Origin of the sequence: Microbacterium oxydans (assembly GCF_026559675.1) — a bacterium.
Classification (GTDB): domain Bacteria; phylum Actinomycetota; class Actinomycetes; order Actinomycetales; family Microbacteriaceae; genus Microbacterium; species Microbacterium oxydans_D.
Genome location: NZ_CP092891.1, coordinates 1,052,801 through 1,068,730, shown reverse-complemented (window position 1 = coordinate 1,068,730; position 15,930 = coordinate 1,052,801). Strand labels below are relative to the sequence as shown.

General features: G+C 69.7%; 12 protein-coding genes. 7 read left to right on the top strand and 5 right to left on the bottom strand.

The window, feature by feature from the left end; all coding sequences use genetic code 11:
- Positions 1-71 precede the first annotated feature (71 nt).
- The 7 genes from MME74_RS05105 to MME74_RS05075 all read left to right on the top strand — a co-directional run bounded on the left by MME74_RS05105 (position 72) and on the right by MME74_RS05075 (position 8,803).
- Positions 72-530: a GNAT family N-acetyltransferase gene (locus MME74_RS05105; protein ID WP_267417638.1), complete on the top strand. Its 459-nt coding sequence runs from the start codon at positions 72-74 to the stop codon at positions 528-530.
- Positions 531-731: 201 nt separating this feature from the next.
- Positions 732-1,742, top strand: a complete 1,011-nt coding sequence (locus MME74_RS05100) for a LacI family DNA-binding transcriptional regulator (RefSeq protein ID WP_267417637.1) — start codon at positions 732-734, stop codon at positions 1,740-1,742.
- Positions 1,743-1,866: 124 nt separating this feature from the next.
- Positions 1,867-3,174, top strand: a complete 1,308-nt coding sequence (locus tag MME74_RS05095; protein ID WP_267417636.1) for an ABC transporter substrate-binding protein — start codon at positions 1,867-1,869, stop codon at positions 3,172-3,174.
- 55 nt (positions 3,175-3,229) lie between these two features.
- Entirely contained in the window at positions 3,230-4,195 is a 966-nt protein-coding gene (locus tag MME74_RS05090; RefSeq protein ID WP_267418519.1) for a carbohydrate ABC transporter permease, read from the top strand.
- A complete protein-coding gene (locus MME74_RS05085; protein ID WP_267417635.1) occupies positions 4,195-5,082 on the top strand; it encodes a carbohydrate ABC transporter permease in 888 nt (295 codons plus the stop codon). Before MME74_RS05090 ends, MME74_RS05085 begins: the two co-directional genes overlap by 1 nt.
- On the top strand, positions 5,082-7,316 hold the full coding sequence (gene yicI / locus MME74_RS05080; RefSeq protein ID WP_267417634.1) for an alpha-xylosidase: 2,235 nt from the start codon (positions 5,082-5,084) through the stop codon (positions 7,314-7,316). Before MME74_RS05085 ends, yicI begins: the two co-directional genes overlap by 1 nt.
- Positions 7,313-8,803 (top strand): GH1 family beta-glucosidase, encoded by a 1,491-nt coding sequence (locus MME74_RS05075; RefSeq protein ID WP_267417633.1) that lies wholly within the window; start codon positions 7,313-7,315, stop codon positions 8,801-8,803. The genes yicI and MME74_RS05075 overlap by 4 nt, the downstream gene beginning before the upstream one ends.
- A 3-nt stretch (positions 8,804-8,806) precedes the next feature.
- On the opposite strand, the gene MME74_RS05070 is transcribed toward MME74_RS05075, so the two are convergent.
- From MME74_RS05070 to MME74_RS05050, 5 genes are all read right to left on the bottom strand, one after another.
- Positions 8,807-9,625, bottom strand: coding sequence for a hypothetical protein (locus MME74_RS05070; RefSeq protein WP_267417632.1), 819 nt, complete (start codon positions 9,623-9,625; stop codon positions 8,807-8,809).
- 130 nt (positions 9,626-9,755) lie between these two features.
- Positions 9,756-11,570 carry an ABC transporter ATP-binding protein gene (locus MME74_RS05065; protein WP_267417631.1) on the bottom strand — a complete coding sequence of 605 codons (1,815 nt, stop codon included), beginning with the start codon at positions 11,568-11,570 and terminating at the stop codon, positions 9,756-9,758.
- Positions 11,567-13,498 carry an ABC transporter ATP-binding protein gene (locus tag MME74_RS05060; RefSeq protein WP_267417630.1) on the bottom strand — a complete coding sequence of 644 codons (1,932 nt, stop codon included), beginning with the start codon at positions 13,496-13,498 and terminating at the stop codon, positions 11,567-11,569. The genes MME74_RS05065 and MME74_RS05060 overlap by 4 nt, the downstream gene beginning before the upstream one ends.
- Before the next feature lie 349 nt (positions 13,499-13,847).
- On the bottom strand, positions 13,848-14,345 hold the full coding sequence (locus MME74_RS05055; RefSeq protein WP_267417629.1) for a methylated-DNA--[protein]-cysteine S-methyltransferase: 498 nt from the start codon (positions 14,343-14,345) through the stop codon (positions 13,848-13,850).
- Positions 14,342-15,862: a DNA-3-methyladenine glycosylase 2 family protein gene (locus MME74_RS05050; protein WP_267417628.1), complete on the bottom strand. Its 1,521-nt coding sequence runs from the start codon at positions 15,860-15,862 to the stop codon at positions 14,342-14,344. The genes MME74_RS05055 and MME74_RS05050 overlap by 4 nt, the downstream gene beginning before the upstream one ends.
- Positions 15,863-15,930: the final 68 nt, after the last annotated feature.

Genomic DNA, 15,930 nt, shown 5'->3' with positions numbered 1-15,930 from the left:
GGTCGACGACGCCGAGGTGAAATGTTCGCCCGAAACGTGTACCTCCGCGCGCGAGGGGTTAGCCTGGGGACATGTCCGAACTGCGCATGGTCGAACTCTCCGCTGCGACGATCGTCGCCGTGAACAACCTGTCGCTCAAGCCCGGACAGGAGCAGTTCCTCGCTCCGGTCTCGTACGGGATCGCGGCCACCGTCATCAACCCGCAGACGTCCTGGCAGCGGGTCATCCTCGACCGCAACGAGGTCGTCGGCTTCGTCAGCGCGAACTTCGACCCCGAGGCGCCGGAGGAGCACTTCCGCTCCGTGCTGTGGCGCATCAACGTCGACGCCGACGACCAGGGTCGCGGTGTCGGCCGCTACGCCGTCGAGGCACTGGTCGACGAGGCCCGCGCACGCGGCGTCGACCACGTCGACGTGATCTACGAGGCGGGTGAGGGAGGACCGGAGACGTTCTTCCACCGCGTCGGGTTCACCCCCGTCGGCGAGACCGCCTACGGCGAGGTCATCGCCGAGATCCGCGTCACGACCTAGACCGGCGGCGGGGTCTCGAATCCCCTCCCCCATCGAGACCTCGTCGCCCTCCGGCGGGACCGCTCCCATGCACCGTGGACGAATTTGTTGCGCGCAACCACAAAAAGCTTGCGCTCCCCGACATCGGCTGTCTATCATCGCTGAGAAGGAACAGGCGAAGCGCTTCGACGATGCGGTCGCCCCGATGACGATGGAGTCCGCATGACGACGATCCACGAGGTGGCGCACGCCGCCGGGGTATCGATCAGCACCGTCTCCTACGCGCTCAGCGGCAAGCGTCCGGTCTCCGAGAAGACGCGCAAGCGCATCGAGGACGCGGTGCACACGCTGGGCTATGAACCGGACGCCGGAGCCCGCATGCTGGCCGGCCGTCGCACCCACATCTTCGCGCTGACGGAGCCGCTGCGCGCCGACACCCATGCCCCGACGCACATGGCGTTCGTCCTCGCGACCGCCGTCGCCGCGCGGCGGCAGGGCTACGACATCCTCCTGCTGACCGACGAGCAGACATCCGAGGGCATGAACCGCGTCGCCGCCAGCAACCTGGTCGACGCGATCCTGGTGCTCGACGTCGCCCCCGATGACGAACGGGTGGCGATCGCCCGGACCGTCCGCACGCCCACCGTCTTCATCGGCCTTCCCGACGACAGCGAGGGGCTCACCTGCGTCGACCTCGACTTCGAGGCCGTCGGCCATCTCGCCGTCGACCGTCTCGCGGACGCCGGGCACGAGCGCATCACGCTGCTCGGCCAGACCGAGGTGTCGTACCGCCGGTCGAACTTCCCGCGCCGCCTGCTGCACGGCGTGCAGGAGCGGATCGCGGCACGCGGCATCGCGCTCACCTGGTCGGTGACCGGCGCGGCGTCCACCGAGCCGGCCGCCGTCCGCGCCGCCGCGGAGGAGGCACTCGCCCGCGGTGATCGCGCCTTCATCGTGCACGCGGTCGACGACGTGCACGAGATCCTGCTGTCCGTCCTCGACGAGCACGGCCTGACCGTCGGAGCGGACGTCGCCGTCATCTCCGCCGCCGCCTCCTTCGACACCGCGATGCTCTCGGTGCCGATCGACACGATCCCGCTCATCCCGCAGCAGTCCTGCGAGCTCGCGGTCGACCTCGCCGTCCGCAGCCTCGACGGCGAGGCGGCGCCCCGGATCCACCTCATCCCGCCCGAGTACCGAGCCGTCGGCTCCGTCTCCCCCGCCGGGGACTGAGCGGCGACCAGATCTCCTCTGAGCACGCTCTTTGTCGAAACGCTTCGATGATGCTCTTCCACAACTGAACACCTGACCCGATGAAGTGTCGGCCCGAGCGGCCGCAGAGAAAGGAGTGCCGACGATGGCACGCACCACCCGCAGGACGAAGGCGCTGGCCGTTCTGGCCGCGCTCACCGCGACCGGGATCGCATTGAGCGGCTGCACCGCCGGCTCCGGCGACGACGGCGGCGACGGCAAGACCCTCAAGCTCTGGCACTACGAGGGCGCCGACAGCGCGATGGGCAAGGCCTGGGCCGAGGCCATCAAGGTCTTCGAGAAGGAGACCGGAGCGAAGGTCGAGTTCGAGGAGAAGTCCTTCGAGCAGATCCAGAAGACCGCGAGCCAGGTGCTCGACACCGATGCCGCGCCCGACCTCATGGAGTTCAACAAGGGCAACGCCACGGCGGGCTTCCTCGCCTCCACCGGTCTGATCGCCGACATCTCGGATGCCGTCGAGGAGCACGGATGGGACGACAAGCTCGCCCCGTCGCTGCAGACCACGGCGAAGTACACCGAGGACGGCGTGATGGGCGGCGACACCTGGTTCGGCGTTCCGAACTACGGCGAGTTCGTCGGCGTCTACTACAACGAGGACGCGTTCGCGAAGGCCGGCCTGGAGATCCCGACCACCTACGACGAGTTCGTCGACGTGCTCGACGCGTTCGTCGCCCAGGGCGTCACCCCGCTCGCCGAGGCCGGAGCCGAGTACCCCCTCGGTCAGCTCTGGTACCAGCTCGCGCTGCTCGAGGGCGACCGCGGCTTCGTCGACGACTACCAGCTGTACAAGAACCCGGTCGACTGGCAGGGACCGGAGGTCACGTCCGCGACCGAGACGCTGAAGGAGTACGTCGACAAGGGCTACATCGCCTCCGACGTCTCCTCGGTCAAGGCCGAGGACGCCGGCGTGTCCTTCATCAACGGCACCTCGCCGATCTTCGTGTCGGGCTCCTGGTGGTTCGGACGCTTCGTCGCCGAGGCCACCGGCTTCGACTGGTCGATGAGCGCCTTCCCGGGTGCCGACCTCTCGCTCGGCTCCTCGGGCAACCTGTGGGTCGTGCCGGAGAACGCCGCGAACAAGGAGCTCGCCTACGAGTTCATCGACATCACGATGCGCCCCGAGATCCAGGCGATCATCGGCAACAACGGCGGACTCCCGGTCGCGGCCGACACGGCCGACATCACCGACGAGAAGAGCGCGGCGCTCATCGAGACGTTCAACGGCGTGCTCGACGCCGACGGTCTCTCCTTCTACCCGGACTGGCCCGCGCCCGGCTTCTACGACGTGATCGTGCAGGAGCTGCAGGGCCTCGTCACCGGCGTGCAGGACGTCGAGACCACCAACAAGAACCTCGGCGAGCAGTACGACGAGGGCACCGCGGAATTCCGTTGATCCACCCGCGGGGGCGGTCGTCCGACGGCCGCCCCCGCATCGTCTGGAGATGAACATGTCACTCGCCACCCGACGCGAGGGCCGCACCAAACTGCCGCCCGAGCAGCCGACGATCCCGCAGCGCAGCGGTGGGACCGGGGCCTACTGGATGTACCTGCTGCCCGGCTTCGTGCTGCTGCTGATCGTCGTGATCGTCCCGCTGATCTGGAACGTGTACCTGACCTTCACGAAGTGGAAGGGTGTGCGCACGCCGGAGTTCATCGGTCTCGAGAACTGGCAGAAGATCCTCACCGACAGCGACTTCTGGACCTCGTTCACGAACTCGGTGTGGATGATCATCGCCATGGTCGTCGTGCCGACGATCGTCGGTCTCATCGTCGCCGCCCTGCTGTTCGACGTCGTCGGACGCAAGTTCGGCGGCAAGGTCGGCAGCTTCCTGCGGGCCACCTACTACCTCCCGCAGATCCTCCCGATCGCCGTCGCCGGCATCGTGATCGGCTGGATCGTGCGCCCCGGCGGTGACGGCGCCCTCAACCAGATCCTCGGATGGTTCGGCGTCCCCGCCTACGACTGGCTCGGGCAGATGCCCTCCGCCCTCATCGTGCTGATGGTCGTCATGGTGTGGGTGCAGCTCGGCTACCCCGTCGTGGTGTTCATGGCGGCGCTGCAGCGCGTGGACCCCGAGCTCTACGAGGCCGCGGAGCTCGACGGGGCGAACTGGCTCCAGCGCTTCACGGCGATCACGATGAGCATCATCCGGCCCGAGATCTTCGTCGTCACCCTCACCTGCACGATCGCCGCGCTGAAGGTCTTCGGACCGGTGTACATCATCACGCGCGGCGGACCGGCCGGCGCGACCCTCGTGCCCGCGTACTACGCCTACCAGGAGTTCTTCACGAAGCGGAACGTCGGCTACGGCGCCACGATCGCCACCGTCCTCACCATCGTCGTGGTGATCGTGTCGATCATCTTCATCCGCGTCCAGAACTCGCTCGAGCGCAAGGAAAGGGCGGGTCTGTGATGCACGCCACCACCGCCATCGTCACCGGCAAGCCCGCCAAGAGCCGTCCCCGCGGCGGCATGACCAAGAAGCGCCCGGTCGACTGGCTGCTGCTGGCACTCGTCGTCATCGGCGCCCTGCTGGTCATCGCGCCGTTCTACCTCGTGCTGGTGAACTCGTTCAAGTCCCCGGTCGACTATGCGACCTCCGGTCCGCTCGCGCTCCCCGAGACGCTCGACTTCGGCGGGATCATCAAATTCTGGGAGCGCGTGAACTTCCCCGAGAAGGTCTGGAACTCGATCTTCATCTCCGGCATCGTCGCGGTCCTCGCCGTGGTGATCTCGATGCTCAACGCGTTCGCGATCGGCATCGGACGCGTCCGCGGCCGTTCCTGGATCGTGCTGCTCTTCCTGCTCGCGAACCTGCTGCCGCAGGAGGCGCTGCTCTACCCGCTGTACTACATGTTCAAATCCGTCGGCCTGTACGACAACGTGTGGTCGGTCATCATCGTGTTCACCGTCATCCAGGCGGCGTTCGGCACGTATCTGCTCTCGTCGGTGTACGGCACCTTCCCCAAGGAGGTGCTCGAGGCGGCGTCGCTCGACGGCGCCACGCGCTGGCAGATCCTCTGGCGCGTCGTGTTCCCGATCAGCCGCCCGACGCTGTCGGTGCTGCTCATCTTCTTCTTCATCTGGACGTGGAACGAGTTCCTCATCCCCCTGACGTTCCTCGCCTCGAACGCGAACCAGACCGTGCCCGTCGCGATCAGCGTGCTGCAGGGCGACCGGCTCATGGACGTCACCACCACGAGTGCCTCCGCCCTGCTGGGCATCATCCCCACGCTCATCTTCTTCCTCATCTTCCAGCGCACCCTCACCCGGGGCATCACGGCAGGAGCAGTCAAGTAATGAAGTTCACCGACGGGTTCTGGCAGCTGCGTCCCGGCGTCACCGCGCTCCACGCGCAGGAGGCGTACGACGTCGCCGAGACCTCGGACACCCCTGACGGTCCCGGGATCGTCATCACCGCTCCCACCAAGGTGATCGCGGGACGCGGCGACACCCTCAACCGCCCCGTGCTCACCACGACGCTCTCCTCCCCCGCGGAGGGGGTGATCCGGGTGCGGATCGCCCACCACACCGGAGGTCGTCCGCCCCACGGCTTCGCCCTTCCCGGTGCAGGCACGGCCGAGCCCTCCGTCTCGGTGACCGACACCGCGGGCGTGGTCGACGCGGGCTCCCTCGTCGCGACGATCGCGACCGGTGCGCCGTGGAACCTCTCGTTCGCGGTCGACGGTCGACGGGTGACCGGCAGCGGGCACAAGGCGCAGGGCTACATCCGCCTCGCCGACGACGCGCAGGTGGATCCCGGAATCGTGGGCAACGCGCGCCAGGGCGGCGGGGCACCCGCGGCCTCGACCTTCGTGCACGAGCAGCTCGACCTCGGCGTCGGCGAGCAGATCTACGGACTCGGCGAGCGCTTCGGCCCCCTCGTGAAGAACGGGCAGACCGTCGACGTGTGGAACGCCGATGGCGGCACCTCCAGCGAACAGGCGTACAAGAACGTGCCGTTCCACCTCTCCAGCCGCGGGTACGGCGTGCTCGTGAACGATCCGGGGCATGTGTCCTACGAGATCGGCTCCGAAGCCGTGGAGCGGGTGCAGTTCTCCGTCTCCGGGGAGGTGCTGGAGTACTTCGTGATCGCGGGCCCCACGCCCAAGGACGTGCTCGGTCGCTACACGGCGCTCACCGGGCGTCCGCCGATCGTGCCCGCCTGGTCGTACGGGCTGTGGCTGTCGACCAGTTTCACGACCGACTACGACGAGCAGACCGTGAACTCGTTCCTCGACGAGATGGCCGCCCGCGAGCTGCCCGTGTCGGTGTTCCACTTCGACTGCTTCTGGATGCGCGAGTTCAACTGGTGCGACTTCGAGTGGGACCCCCGGGTGTTCCCCGACCCCGAGGGCATGCTCGGCCGTCTGCACGAGCGCGACCTCCGGGTGTGCGTGTGGATCAACCCCTACATCGCCCAGCGATCGCCGCTCTTCCGCGAGGCCGCCGACCAGGGCTTCCTCGTGAAGCGGGCCGACGGCACCGTGTGGCAGTGGGACCTGTGGCAGGCCGGCATGGGGCTGGTCGACTTCACGAACCCCGACGCGACGGCCTGGTACCAGGCGAAGCTGCGCGCCCTCGTGGCGCAGGGTGTCGACTGCTTCAAGACCGACTTCGGCGAGCGCATCCCGACCGACGTGGTGTGGGCCGACGGCGCCGATCCCGAGCGCATGCACAACCTCTACACCGACCTCTACAACCGGGCGGTGCACGATGTGCTCACCGAGACGCGCGGAGAGGGCGACGCGGTGCTGTTCGCGCGGTCGGCGACCACGGGCGGGCAGAGCATGCCCGTGCACTGGGGCGGCGACTCGACGTCGACGTACACCTCGATGGCCGAGACGCTCCGCGGCGGCCTCTCGCTCGCGCTGTCCGGCTTCGCGTTCTGGAGCCACGACATCGGGGGCTTCGAGGGCATGCCGGACGCCGGGGTGTACAAGCGCTGGACCGCCTTCGGACTGCTCGGCTCGCACTCGCGCTTCCACGGCTCCAGCTCGTACCGGGTGCCGTGGGCGTTCGACGAGGAGGCCGTCGAGGTGACGAGGCAGTTCACCCACCTCAAGATGCGGCTGATGCCGTACCTGTACCAGCACGGCCTGGAGGCGGCGGCGACGGGTGTCCCGCTGATGCGCCCGATGGTGCTGGAGTTCCCCGACGACCCGGCGACGGCGTACCTCGACCGGCAGTACATGCTCGGCCCGGACCTCCTCGTCGCCCCGGTCTTCACGGAGGACGGCGAGGTCGAGTTCTACCTGCCGGCTGGGGAATGGACCTCGCTGCTCACGGGTGAGACCGTCACGGGCGGGGGCTGGCGCCGGGAGCGGCACGGCTTCGACTCCCTGCCGCTGTACGTGCGGCCCGGGACCGCGCTCCCCTGGGGCGCCCGGGTGGACCGGCCGGACTACGACTACCATGACGGTCTGCGGCTCCGGGTCTTCCCGGGCGGCACCGGCAGCGTCGCCGTCACCGTGACGAACCCCGACGGACGCACCGAGACCTACACCGCCGACCTCGAGGAGATCACCGCATGACCCTCCCCCTCACGCCCCGGGACGACTATCGCGGCTCCGGCCTCGTCTTCCCCGAGGGCTTCACATTCGGCTCCGCCACCGCGTCGTACCAGATCGAGGGCGCGGCGGCCGAGGACGGGCGCACGCCCTCGATCTGGGACACCTTCAGCAGGACACCGGGGCGCGTGTGGAACGGCGACACCGGTGACGTGGCGTGCGACCACTACCACCGCGTCGACGAGGATCTCGACCTGATGAGCGACCTCGGGCTGCAGGCCTACCGGTTCTCGATCGCCTGGCCGCGCATCGTGCCGGCCGCCTCGGGCGAGGTCAACCGGGCGGGCGTGGACTTCTACTCGCGCCTCGTCGACGGCCTGCTCGAACGCGGCATCCGTCCGGTGGCCACGCTGTACCACTGGGACCTTCCGCAGTACCTGGAGGATGCGGGCGGCTGGACCTCCCGCGCGACGACCGATGCCTTCGAGCGCTACGCCGAGATCATGGGCACGGCTCTCGGGGATCGCGTGCACACCTGGACGACGCTCAACGAGCCGTGGTGCTCCGCGTACCTCGGCTACGGGCAGGGCGGGCACGCACCGGGTCGGCACGAGCCGATCTCCGCGCTGTCGGCCGTGCACCATCTCAACCTCGCGCACGGGCGAGCCGTGCAGGCGCTGCGGGCCACCTCGACCGGTGACCCCGACTACTCGGTCACGCTGAACTTCCACGTCCTGCGGGGGCAGGGCGACGGAGCGGCCGAGGCGATGCGCCGGATCGACGCGCTCGCGAACCGGGCGTTCACCGGTCCGATGCTGCGCGGCGAGTACCCGGCCGATCTGCTCGCGGACACCGCGTCGGTCACCGACTGGGACTTCGTGCGCGAGGGCGACCTCGACACCATCCACCAGCCGATCGACGTGCTCGGGGTGAACTACTACTCCACCGCGACGGTCCGCCTCTGGGACGGGCTCTCTCCGAAGCAGCAGAACGACGGCCACAAGGGCGCGGAGGGCGGCACGGCGTGGCCGGGGAGCGACGAGCTGGTCGAGTTCGTCGAGCAGCCGGGGCCGTACACCGCGATGGGGTGGAACATCGCCCCGGAGGGCCTGGAGGAGCTGCTGGTGTCGCTCTCGGAGCAGTTCCCGGAGCAGGCCCTGATGGTGACCGAGAACGGTGCGGCGTTCGACGACGAGGTCGCGGAGGACGGCTCCGTGCCCGACCCCGAGCGCATCGACTACCTCCGCCGTCACTTCACCGCGGCGCACCGGGCGCTCGAGCGCGGCGTGGACCTGCGCGGCTACTTCGTCTGGTCGCTGCTCGACAACTTCGAGTGGGGCTACGGCTACGCCAAGCGCTTCGGCATCGTGCGGGTCGACTTCGACTCCCTGGAGCGCACGGTCAAGGACTCGGGGCACTGGTACCGCGAGCTCGTGCGGACGAGGACCGTGGGGGCGTCCTCGGCTCTCGCCGAGACGACCGAGGGAGGCGGCCGGAGGCCGGTCGGGTGACGGTCAGCGCTGCTGGTCGGGCGGCGGGCCCTTGCGCCCGCGGCTCGTCCAGGACGAGAGTGCGGCGGCAGCGGCACCGGCGGCGCGGTCGATGGCCTCGGCCGAGCGACTGAGCATGTCCTGCGCGGCATCCTGCCAGGCCGCGTTCGACGGTGCCTCGCCCGCCTGCACCTTCGCAGCGTGCTCGGCCGCCTCGAACGCCCGCTCCAGCTCGGCGACCGCGTCACGGTACGCAGCGAACTCCGCGGGGGTGACCTTGCCCGCCGCCTCGCGTCGCCTGTCGACGGCGTGTCCGGCGGCACGGAAGTACGCGGCCGTGGCGGGATTCTTGACGTCGGTCATGGCCGGATAGGCGATCTGCAGGGCGGGGTCGGTCTCGTAGCGCATCCACCGCGTCGTCACCGCGTCATGCGCGGCGTGCAGTCGCTCCAGGGGGCGCGGCTCCGACGCCGAGGGCACGGCGGCCCTCGCGGCGTTGAGCCGGACCTGACGCGCGCGCACATCGGCGGCGGCGGCCTTCGCGTCGCGCTCCCTCTCGCGGAGCATCCGGCGGGCTCCGGCGACCTGCTCGGCGGTCGCTCGCTGCGCCGCCCGCTCGGCGGAGACGCGAGCGAGATCGGCTCGGGCGATCTTCAGCGCGGTGCGCCGCTCGCCCGCCACCAGCTGCGCTTCCCTGAGGTCGTGGCGCGCGGCGTCGACGGCGAGACGACGTCCGCTCACGGTGCTGCTGCGTCGACGAAGACCCATCACCCCGACCGTTCCCGCGGCGACCGCGGTCGGCGCGATCCACCACCACTCGGCAGCGAGCAGCAACGGGTCCATACCTCGATGCTACCCACGCGTCGGTCTCCGCGCTCTCCCGCGACGACCGAGACCCGCCGGGACGACCGCGGCCACGCCCGCCCCACCGAGTCGGTGAGGTCGTGCGTGGCCGCCGCCGTCACAGGCATGCTCAGACCAGCGTCTCCTGCCAGGCCGCGTGCAGCTGCGCGAACTTGCCCGTTCCGCCGATGAGGGCATCCGGGCTGTCGTCCTCGATGATCCGCCCGTGCTCCATCACCAGCACCCGGTCGGCGATCGCGACCGTCGAGAGACGGTGCGCGATGATGATCGCGGTGCGGTCCTTGAGCAGGGTCTGCAGTGCGTCCTGGATCAGGCGCTCGGACGGAATGTCCAGCGATGCCGTCGCCTCGTCGAGGATCAGCACCGCCGGGTCGGCGAGGAAGGCCCGGGCGAACGAGATGAGCTGGCGCTGACCGGCCGAGACCCGTCCACCGCGCTTGTTCACGTCGGTGCCGTACCCGTCGGGCAGCGAAGAGATGAACTCGTCCGCACCGACCGCCCGTGCCGCCGCCCTGATCTCGTCGAGCGTCGCGTCGGGCTTGCCCAGCGCGATGTTGTCGGCGACGGTCCCGCTGAACAGGTAGGCCTCCTGGGTGACCATGACGATCGCCCGGCGGAGGTCCTTCGGGTGCAGCGAACGCAGGTCGACCCCGTCGAGGGTGACGCGGCCCCGGGAGGGGTCGTAGAAGCGCGAGATGAGCTTCGCCAGCGTGGACTTGCCCGCACCGGTCGTGCCCACCAGCGCGATGGTCTGACCGGCGGGGATGTCGAGCGAGAAGTTCGGGAGGATCGTCTTCTCGCCGTTGTATCCGAACGTCACCTCGTCGAACTCGATGTGACCGCGGGACTCCCAGAGGTCGACCGGCTTCTCGGGGTCCGGAACCGTCGGCACCTCCTCGAGCACGCCCGACACCTTCTCCAGCGCGGCCGTGGCCGACTGGTAGGAGTTCAGGAACATCGCGATCTCCTGCATCGGCGCGAAGAAGTTGCGCACGTACAGCACGGCCGACAGCAGCACACCGACGGTGAGCGCACCCTCGGACACGCGGATGCCGCCCCAGAGCACGACGATGCCGAGCACCAGTGCCGCGACGCCCATGAGGCCCGGCTCGAACGTCCCGAACAGCAGCATCGACCGGCGGTTGACGTCGCGGTACTCGCCCGCGATCTCCTGGAACGCCTTGTCGTTGCGCGGCTCCTTGCGGAATGCCTTCACGGCGCGGATGCCGGTCATCGTCTCGACGAACTGCACGATCACCTTCGCGCTGATCACGCGGGACTCGCGGTACACGAGCTGCGACCGCGAGTAGAACCACTTCATCAGGAAGAACAGCGGCACGCCGCCGAGCGCGAGGATGAGACCGGACTGCCAGTCCCAGATGCACAGGGCGACGAAGGTGAAGAGTCCGAACAGCACGCCGGAGACGAGCTCGTTCAGACCGCCGTCGAGAAGCTCCTTGATCGAGTCGAGGTCACTGGTCTGGCGCGAGATGATGCGGCCGGACGTGTACGACTCGTGGAACTCCAGGCTCAGGCGCTGGGTGTGCAGGAAGATCCGCTTGCGCAGATCGAGGAGCACTGCCTGCGTGAGCTTGGCGGCGATGATGACGTACCAGGCGATCAGGACGGCGGCGAGGGCGCCGGCGACCAGGTAGATGCCGCCGACCACGAAGGTCGGCATCCAGTCCGCATCCTTCAGGACGGCGGGTAGCGCCCGGTCGAGACCGATGCTGATGAGGATCGGTCCCGCGACCTGGAGCGCCGTCGAGATGACCAGCACCACGGCGGCCAGCACGATCTGCGGCTTCAGCGGGCTGACCAGGGATCCGAGCAGTCGGAGGGACCGACGACGGATCGCCTTGCTCTCCTCGCGGGTGTACTCGGAACGGTCTTCGTCCTGGGTTCCGGTGATGGCGGAGCTCATCGCTGCACCTCCTTCTCGGTGATCGGGTCTTCGTCGGCGGCCTGCATCCCGAGGCCCTCGCGGACCTCTTCGTCGATCCGGGCCTGTTCATCGCGGATCACGGGGATCGCGCCGGTGCGCGCCGCCTCCTCTGCTTCCAGGCTGGAGATGACGTGACGGTAGTGCCGGCTCGTCTTCAGCAGGTCGGAGTGGGTGCCGACGGCCGTCACCCGACCGGCCTCGAGCAGGGCGACGCGGTCGGCGAGCGCGACCGTCGACGGACGGTGCGCCACGATCATGGCCGTGGTGTCGGCCAGCACGTGGCGGAGGGCTTCCTCCACGAGGGCCTCGGTGTCGACGTCGAGCGCGGACAGCGGGTCGTCGAGCACGAGCACCTTCGGCTTCGCCGCCACCGCGCGGGCGAGGGCGAGTCGCTGACGCTGACCACCGGAGAGGCTGAGCCCCTCTTCGCCGATGACCGTCTCCACGCCGTCGGGCAGCGAGTCCACGAACGACGCCTGGGCGACGTCGAGAGCCTCGCGGAGCACGCGCTCCCCCTCGTCGCTGTGCACGTCGAGATCGGCACGGCCGAGCAGCACGTTCTCGCGCACGGTCGCCGAGAACAGCGTCGCGTCCTCGAACGCCATGGCGATGTGCTGTCGGAGCTCGGAGAGCGGGAGATCGCGCACGTCGACGCCGTCGAGGGTCACCTTGCCGCCCGTCACGTCGTACAGACGCGTCGGGAGCGTGGTGAGCGTGGTCTTGCCGCTGCCGGTGAGCCCCACCAGCGCCATGGTCTCGCCGGGACGCAGCACCAGGTCGATGCCGTCGAGCAGGTCGCGCTCGTGCGCACCCGCGTCCTGATAGCGGAAGTGCGCGTTCTCGAACGCGAGCTCTCCGCGCGGGTTCTCGATGTGCACCGGGTTCTCCGGGTCCGTGATCGTGTTGATCTCGGAGAAGATGTCGAACACGCGGTCGGTCGCCGTGCGGGCGTCGAGCATGAACGAGAACAGGAAGCCGATCGACTCGATGGGCCAGCGGAGCACGACGGCCATCGCGAAGAACGCGAACAGCTGCGCCTCGTCGATCTGTCCGACCGAGATCAGCCAGATGCCGGAGATGAGGCTCAGGCCGAAGGCGATCTGCGGCATGAGGTCGAGCCAGAACCAGATCGACGCGATCGCGCCGGCCTTGCTCATCTCGGTCTCGCGCAGCGTCTCCGCCTGGCGGCTGAAGCGGCTGAGCGCGTGCTTGCCGCGACCGAACGCCTTCAGCACGCGGATGCCGTGCACGCTCTCCTCGACGCTGGTGGCGAGGTCGCCGGCCTGGTCCTGGCTGCGGCGGGTGAGCGCGCCGTAGCGCTTCTCGAACAGGTAGCCGCGGATCCACAGCGGGATGGCCGTGACGAGGAAGATCGTGCCCAGCAGCCAGTGCCAGCGGAACAGCAGCATGGATCCGATGATGATCGTGAGGATGTTGACGACGAGCAGCACCAGGCCGAACGCGAGCCAGCGGCGGATGAGACCGATGTCCTGCATCATGCGGCTGAGCAGCTGGCCGGAGCCCCACCGGTCGTGGAACGACACCGGGAGGGTCTGCAGACGCGAGTACAGCTCGGTGCGCATCTTGTACTCCACCTCGGTGGAGGGGTTGAGCACGAACTGGCGGCGCAGCCAGACCATCAGAGCCTCGCCGAGGGCGAGGGCGAAGACGGCCAGGGCGCCCCAGACGATCGCGCTGATCTCACCGGAGCGGACCGGTCCGCTGATGATCTGCTCGAGCACGATCGGGATCATCAGGGCGATGACGGCGGCGATGAGCGCGCTGGCGGCACCGCCGGCGAGTCGCCAGATGACCGGCTTCACGAAGGGCTTCAGGCGCCACAGTGCGGCCGGAGTGGAGAGGGTGGACGAAGGCGAGGGATTCTGCGCGGAAGGCAAGGAGGACATGTCTCTCAGACGAGTTTCGTATGGACAGCGGTTGCGGAAGCGGGGACGGATGCGAGAGCGGACTCACAGAGTCCGGCATCCGACGAAGAAGGGGCGGGGTGGCTCTAGGAGAGCGGACGCGCCGGGGTCGAGCCGAGAGCTGCGATCCGCGCGGTGGCGATCGTGGTCATGGTGTCCTCCTCAGGGGCTCGGCGATGTCGTCCGGTTGGCGCGACAGCCCACCAGCCTATTGCTGTGAACCAGCTGAACGCAAGAGTCATTCCCGATCCGTCGAGAGCCGCCTTCCCGCGCCCTCGTCGTGATCCCCCGTCAGCTGGTCACGACCCCGTCACCTGGTCACGACCCCGCCTCAACCGGTCACGGCCTCCCGAGCGAGGAGGCTCTCCTTGACGCCGAGCCCCCAGGCGAAGCCGCCGAGGCTGCCGTCGGTGCGCAGCACGCGGTGGCACGGCACGAACAGCGCGGGCGCGTTGCGGGCGCAGATGGAGGCCGCCGCGCGCACCGCGTTCGGATTGCCCAGTCGCGCGGCGAAGCGCGTGTAGGTGAGCGGGTCGCCGGGCTCGATGCCGCGCAGGGCCGACCAGCCGGCGAGCTGCAGCGCGGTGCCGGACTGCTTCACGGCGACGGCGTCGATGGCCGTGAGGTCGCCCGCGTAGTACGCCAGGGCTGCGGCGGCGGCGTCCGTCTCGCTCTCGCGGAGGGCCTCGGGACGGATCGCGGCGGGGAGGCGTCCGAGGATCGCCTCGACGTCGGACGTCCAGCCGGAGGACAGCACGCGCTGGCGGTCGTCGGCGAGGATCGTGAACGCGCCGTCGGGGGTGTCGATGGTCTGGATCAGGGCGGTCATGAGGTCTCCTTCGAGGTCGTGTCTTCGGTGCGGGCGGCGCGCGGCAGGGAGGTGCTGCGCCGGGAGCCCGCCGGACGCACCTGGGCGGCGCGCCAGAGGTGGGCGCTGAGGTAGCTGCGCCAGGGTGCGGTGCGCTCCGCCCAGAGGGTGAGAGGTCGCGCCTCGCCGGGCAGTCCGGAGGCCGCGGCACCGGCGCGCAGCGCCACGTCGCCCGGCAGCAGGATGTCGGGGTCGCCGAGCACGCGCATGCGCACATAGTCGGCGGTCCAGGGTCCGATGCCGGGCATCGCCAGGAGCCGCTCGCGCTGCTCCCGACCGTCGTCGCCCACCGTGAGCGCGAGCGACCCGTCCGCGAGCGCGGCGGCGGCACCGGTGATCGCGCGGATGCGGGCGGCGGGTCCGCGGAGGACCTCGGCGCCGTGCTCGGCGATGGCGGCCGTCGTGGGAAAGAGCAGGCCGCTCTCGGTGCGCTCCCCCAGCGCCTCCGTGAGGGCGGTAAGCGCGGTGCGGGCGGCGACCACGGTGATCTGCTGCCCGACCATGGCCCGGATGAGCATCTCGTGCGGATCGGCCGACCCGGGCACGCGGATGCCGGGAGTGCGGGCCACGAGGGGCGCCAGTTCGGGGTGGGCGGAGAGCGCCTCGTCGATGGCCAGCGGGTCGGCGTCGAGATCGAAGATGCGGCGGACGGTCGAGACCAGCGGCGCCAGGTCGCCCAACCGCGCGACCCGGGCTCGCAGGTGGAGGCGCTCCGCCTCGTCCTGACGCACCTCGAACCAGGCGGGACCGCCGGGCATCCGCAGGTGCCGCGAGAACGAGGAGGCCGTGGTCTCCTCGACCCCGGGGACCGCGCGCGCCGCCATCCAGGAGAAGATGCCGCTCGCGTCGAGCGGGCCGCGATACGGCAGCACGAGATCGATCGCCCCGGGGACCGCCGAGGCGGGCATCCGTCGCCGGGCCCGGAGCTCACCGGGCGTGAGGCCGAACACCTCGCGGATCGTGTCGTTGCACTGGCGGACGCTCGCGAAGCCGGCGGAGAACGCCACGTCGGAGATGGGCATGTCGGTCCCGACCAGCAGCATGCGCGCGGTGTGTGCGCGGTGTGCGCGCGCCAGGGCGAGGGGGCCGGCGCCGAGCTCGGTGGTCAGCAGGCGCGTGAGGTGACGGCTGGAGTAGCCGAGACGGGCGGCCAGGCCCGGCACGCCCTCGCGCTCCACGACGCCGTCGGAGATCAGGCGCATGGCCCGCGCCGCGGTGTCTCCGCGGATGTCCCAGGCCGGGGAGCCGGGGGCGGCCTCGGGCAGGCACCGCTTGCACGCGCGGTAGCCGGCCTCGTGCGCCGCCGCGCTCGTGGGATAGAACGTCACGTTCTGCGGCTTCGGCGTGCGCGCGGGGCAGCTCGGACGGCAGTAGATCCCGGTCGAGCGGACGGCCGTGACGAACTGCCCGTCGAAGCGGGTGTCGCGCGCGCTGATCGCCCGGTAGCGCTCGTCGAAGTCGATCACGGGGAAGCTCATGCCTCCATGCTGTCACGCCCCGGGGACATCGACTGGCGGAAATCGGACACGGCGGTGGCGCCGTCACC

What these genes read in the sequence shown, in the direction of transcription:
- MME74_RS05105 (WP_267417638.1), top strand. Translation starts at nt 72, where the DNA reads ATGTCCGAACTGCGCATGGTCGAACTCTCCGCTGCGACGATCGTCGCC.
- MME74_RS05100 (WP_267417637.1), top strand. Translation starts at nt 732, where the DNA reads ATGACGACGATCCACGAGGTGGCGCACGCCGCCGGGGTATCGATCAGC.
- MME74_RS05095 (WP_267417636.1), top strand. Translation starts at nt 1,867, where the DNA reads ATGGCACGCACCACCCGCAGGACGAAGGCGCTGGCCGTTCTGGCCGCG.
- MME74_RS05090 (WP_267418519.1), top strand. Translation starts at nt 3,230, where the DNA reads ATGTCACTCGCCACCCGACGCGAGGGCCGCACCAAACTGCCGCCCGAG.
- MME74_RS05085 (WP_267417635.1), top strand. Translation starts at nt 4,195, where the DNA reads ATGCACGCCACCACCGCCATCGTCACCGGCAAGCCCGCCAAGAGCCGT.
- yicI (WP_267417634.1), top strand. Translation starts at nt 5,082, where the DNA reads ATGAAGTTCACCGACGGGTTCTGGCAGCTGCGTCCCGGCGTCACCGCG.
- MME74_RS05075 (WP_267417633.1), top strand. Translation starts at nt 7,313, where the DNA reads ATGACCCTCCCCCTCACGCCCCGGGACGACTATCGCGGCTCCGGCCTC.
- MME74_RS05070 (WP_267417632.1), bottom strand. Translation starts at nt 9,625, where the DNA reads ATGGACCCGTTGCTGCTCGCTGCCGAGTGGTGGTGGATCGCGCCGACC.
- MME74_RS05065 (WP_267417631.1), bottom strand. Translation starts at nt 11,570, where the DNA reads ATGAGCTCCGCCATCACCGGAACCCAGGACGAAGACCGTTCCGAGTAC.
- MME74_RS05060 (WP_267417630.1), bottom strand. Translation starts at nt 13,498, where the DNA reads ATGTCCTCCTTGCCTTCCGCGCAGAATCCCTCGCCTTCGTCCACCCTC.
- MME74_RS05055 (WP_267417629.1), bottom strand. Translation starts at nt 14,345, where the DNA reads ATGACCGCCCTGATCCAGACCATCGACACCCCCGACGGCGCGTTCACG.
- MME74_RS05050 (WP_267417628.1), bottom strand. Translation starts at nt 15,862, where the DNA reads ATGAGCTTCCCCGTGATCGACTTCGACGAGCGCTACCGGGCGATCAGC.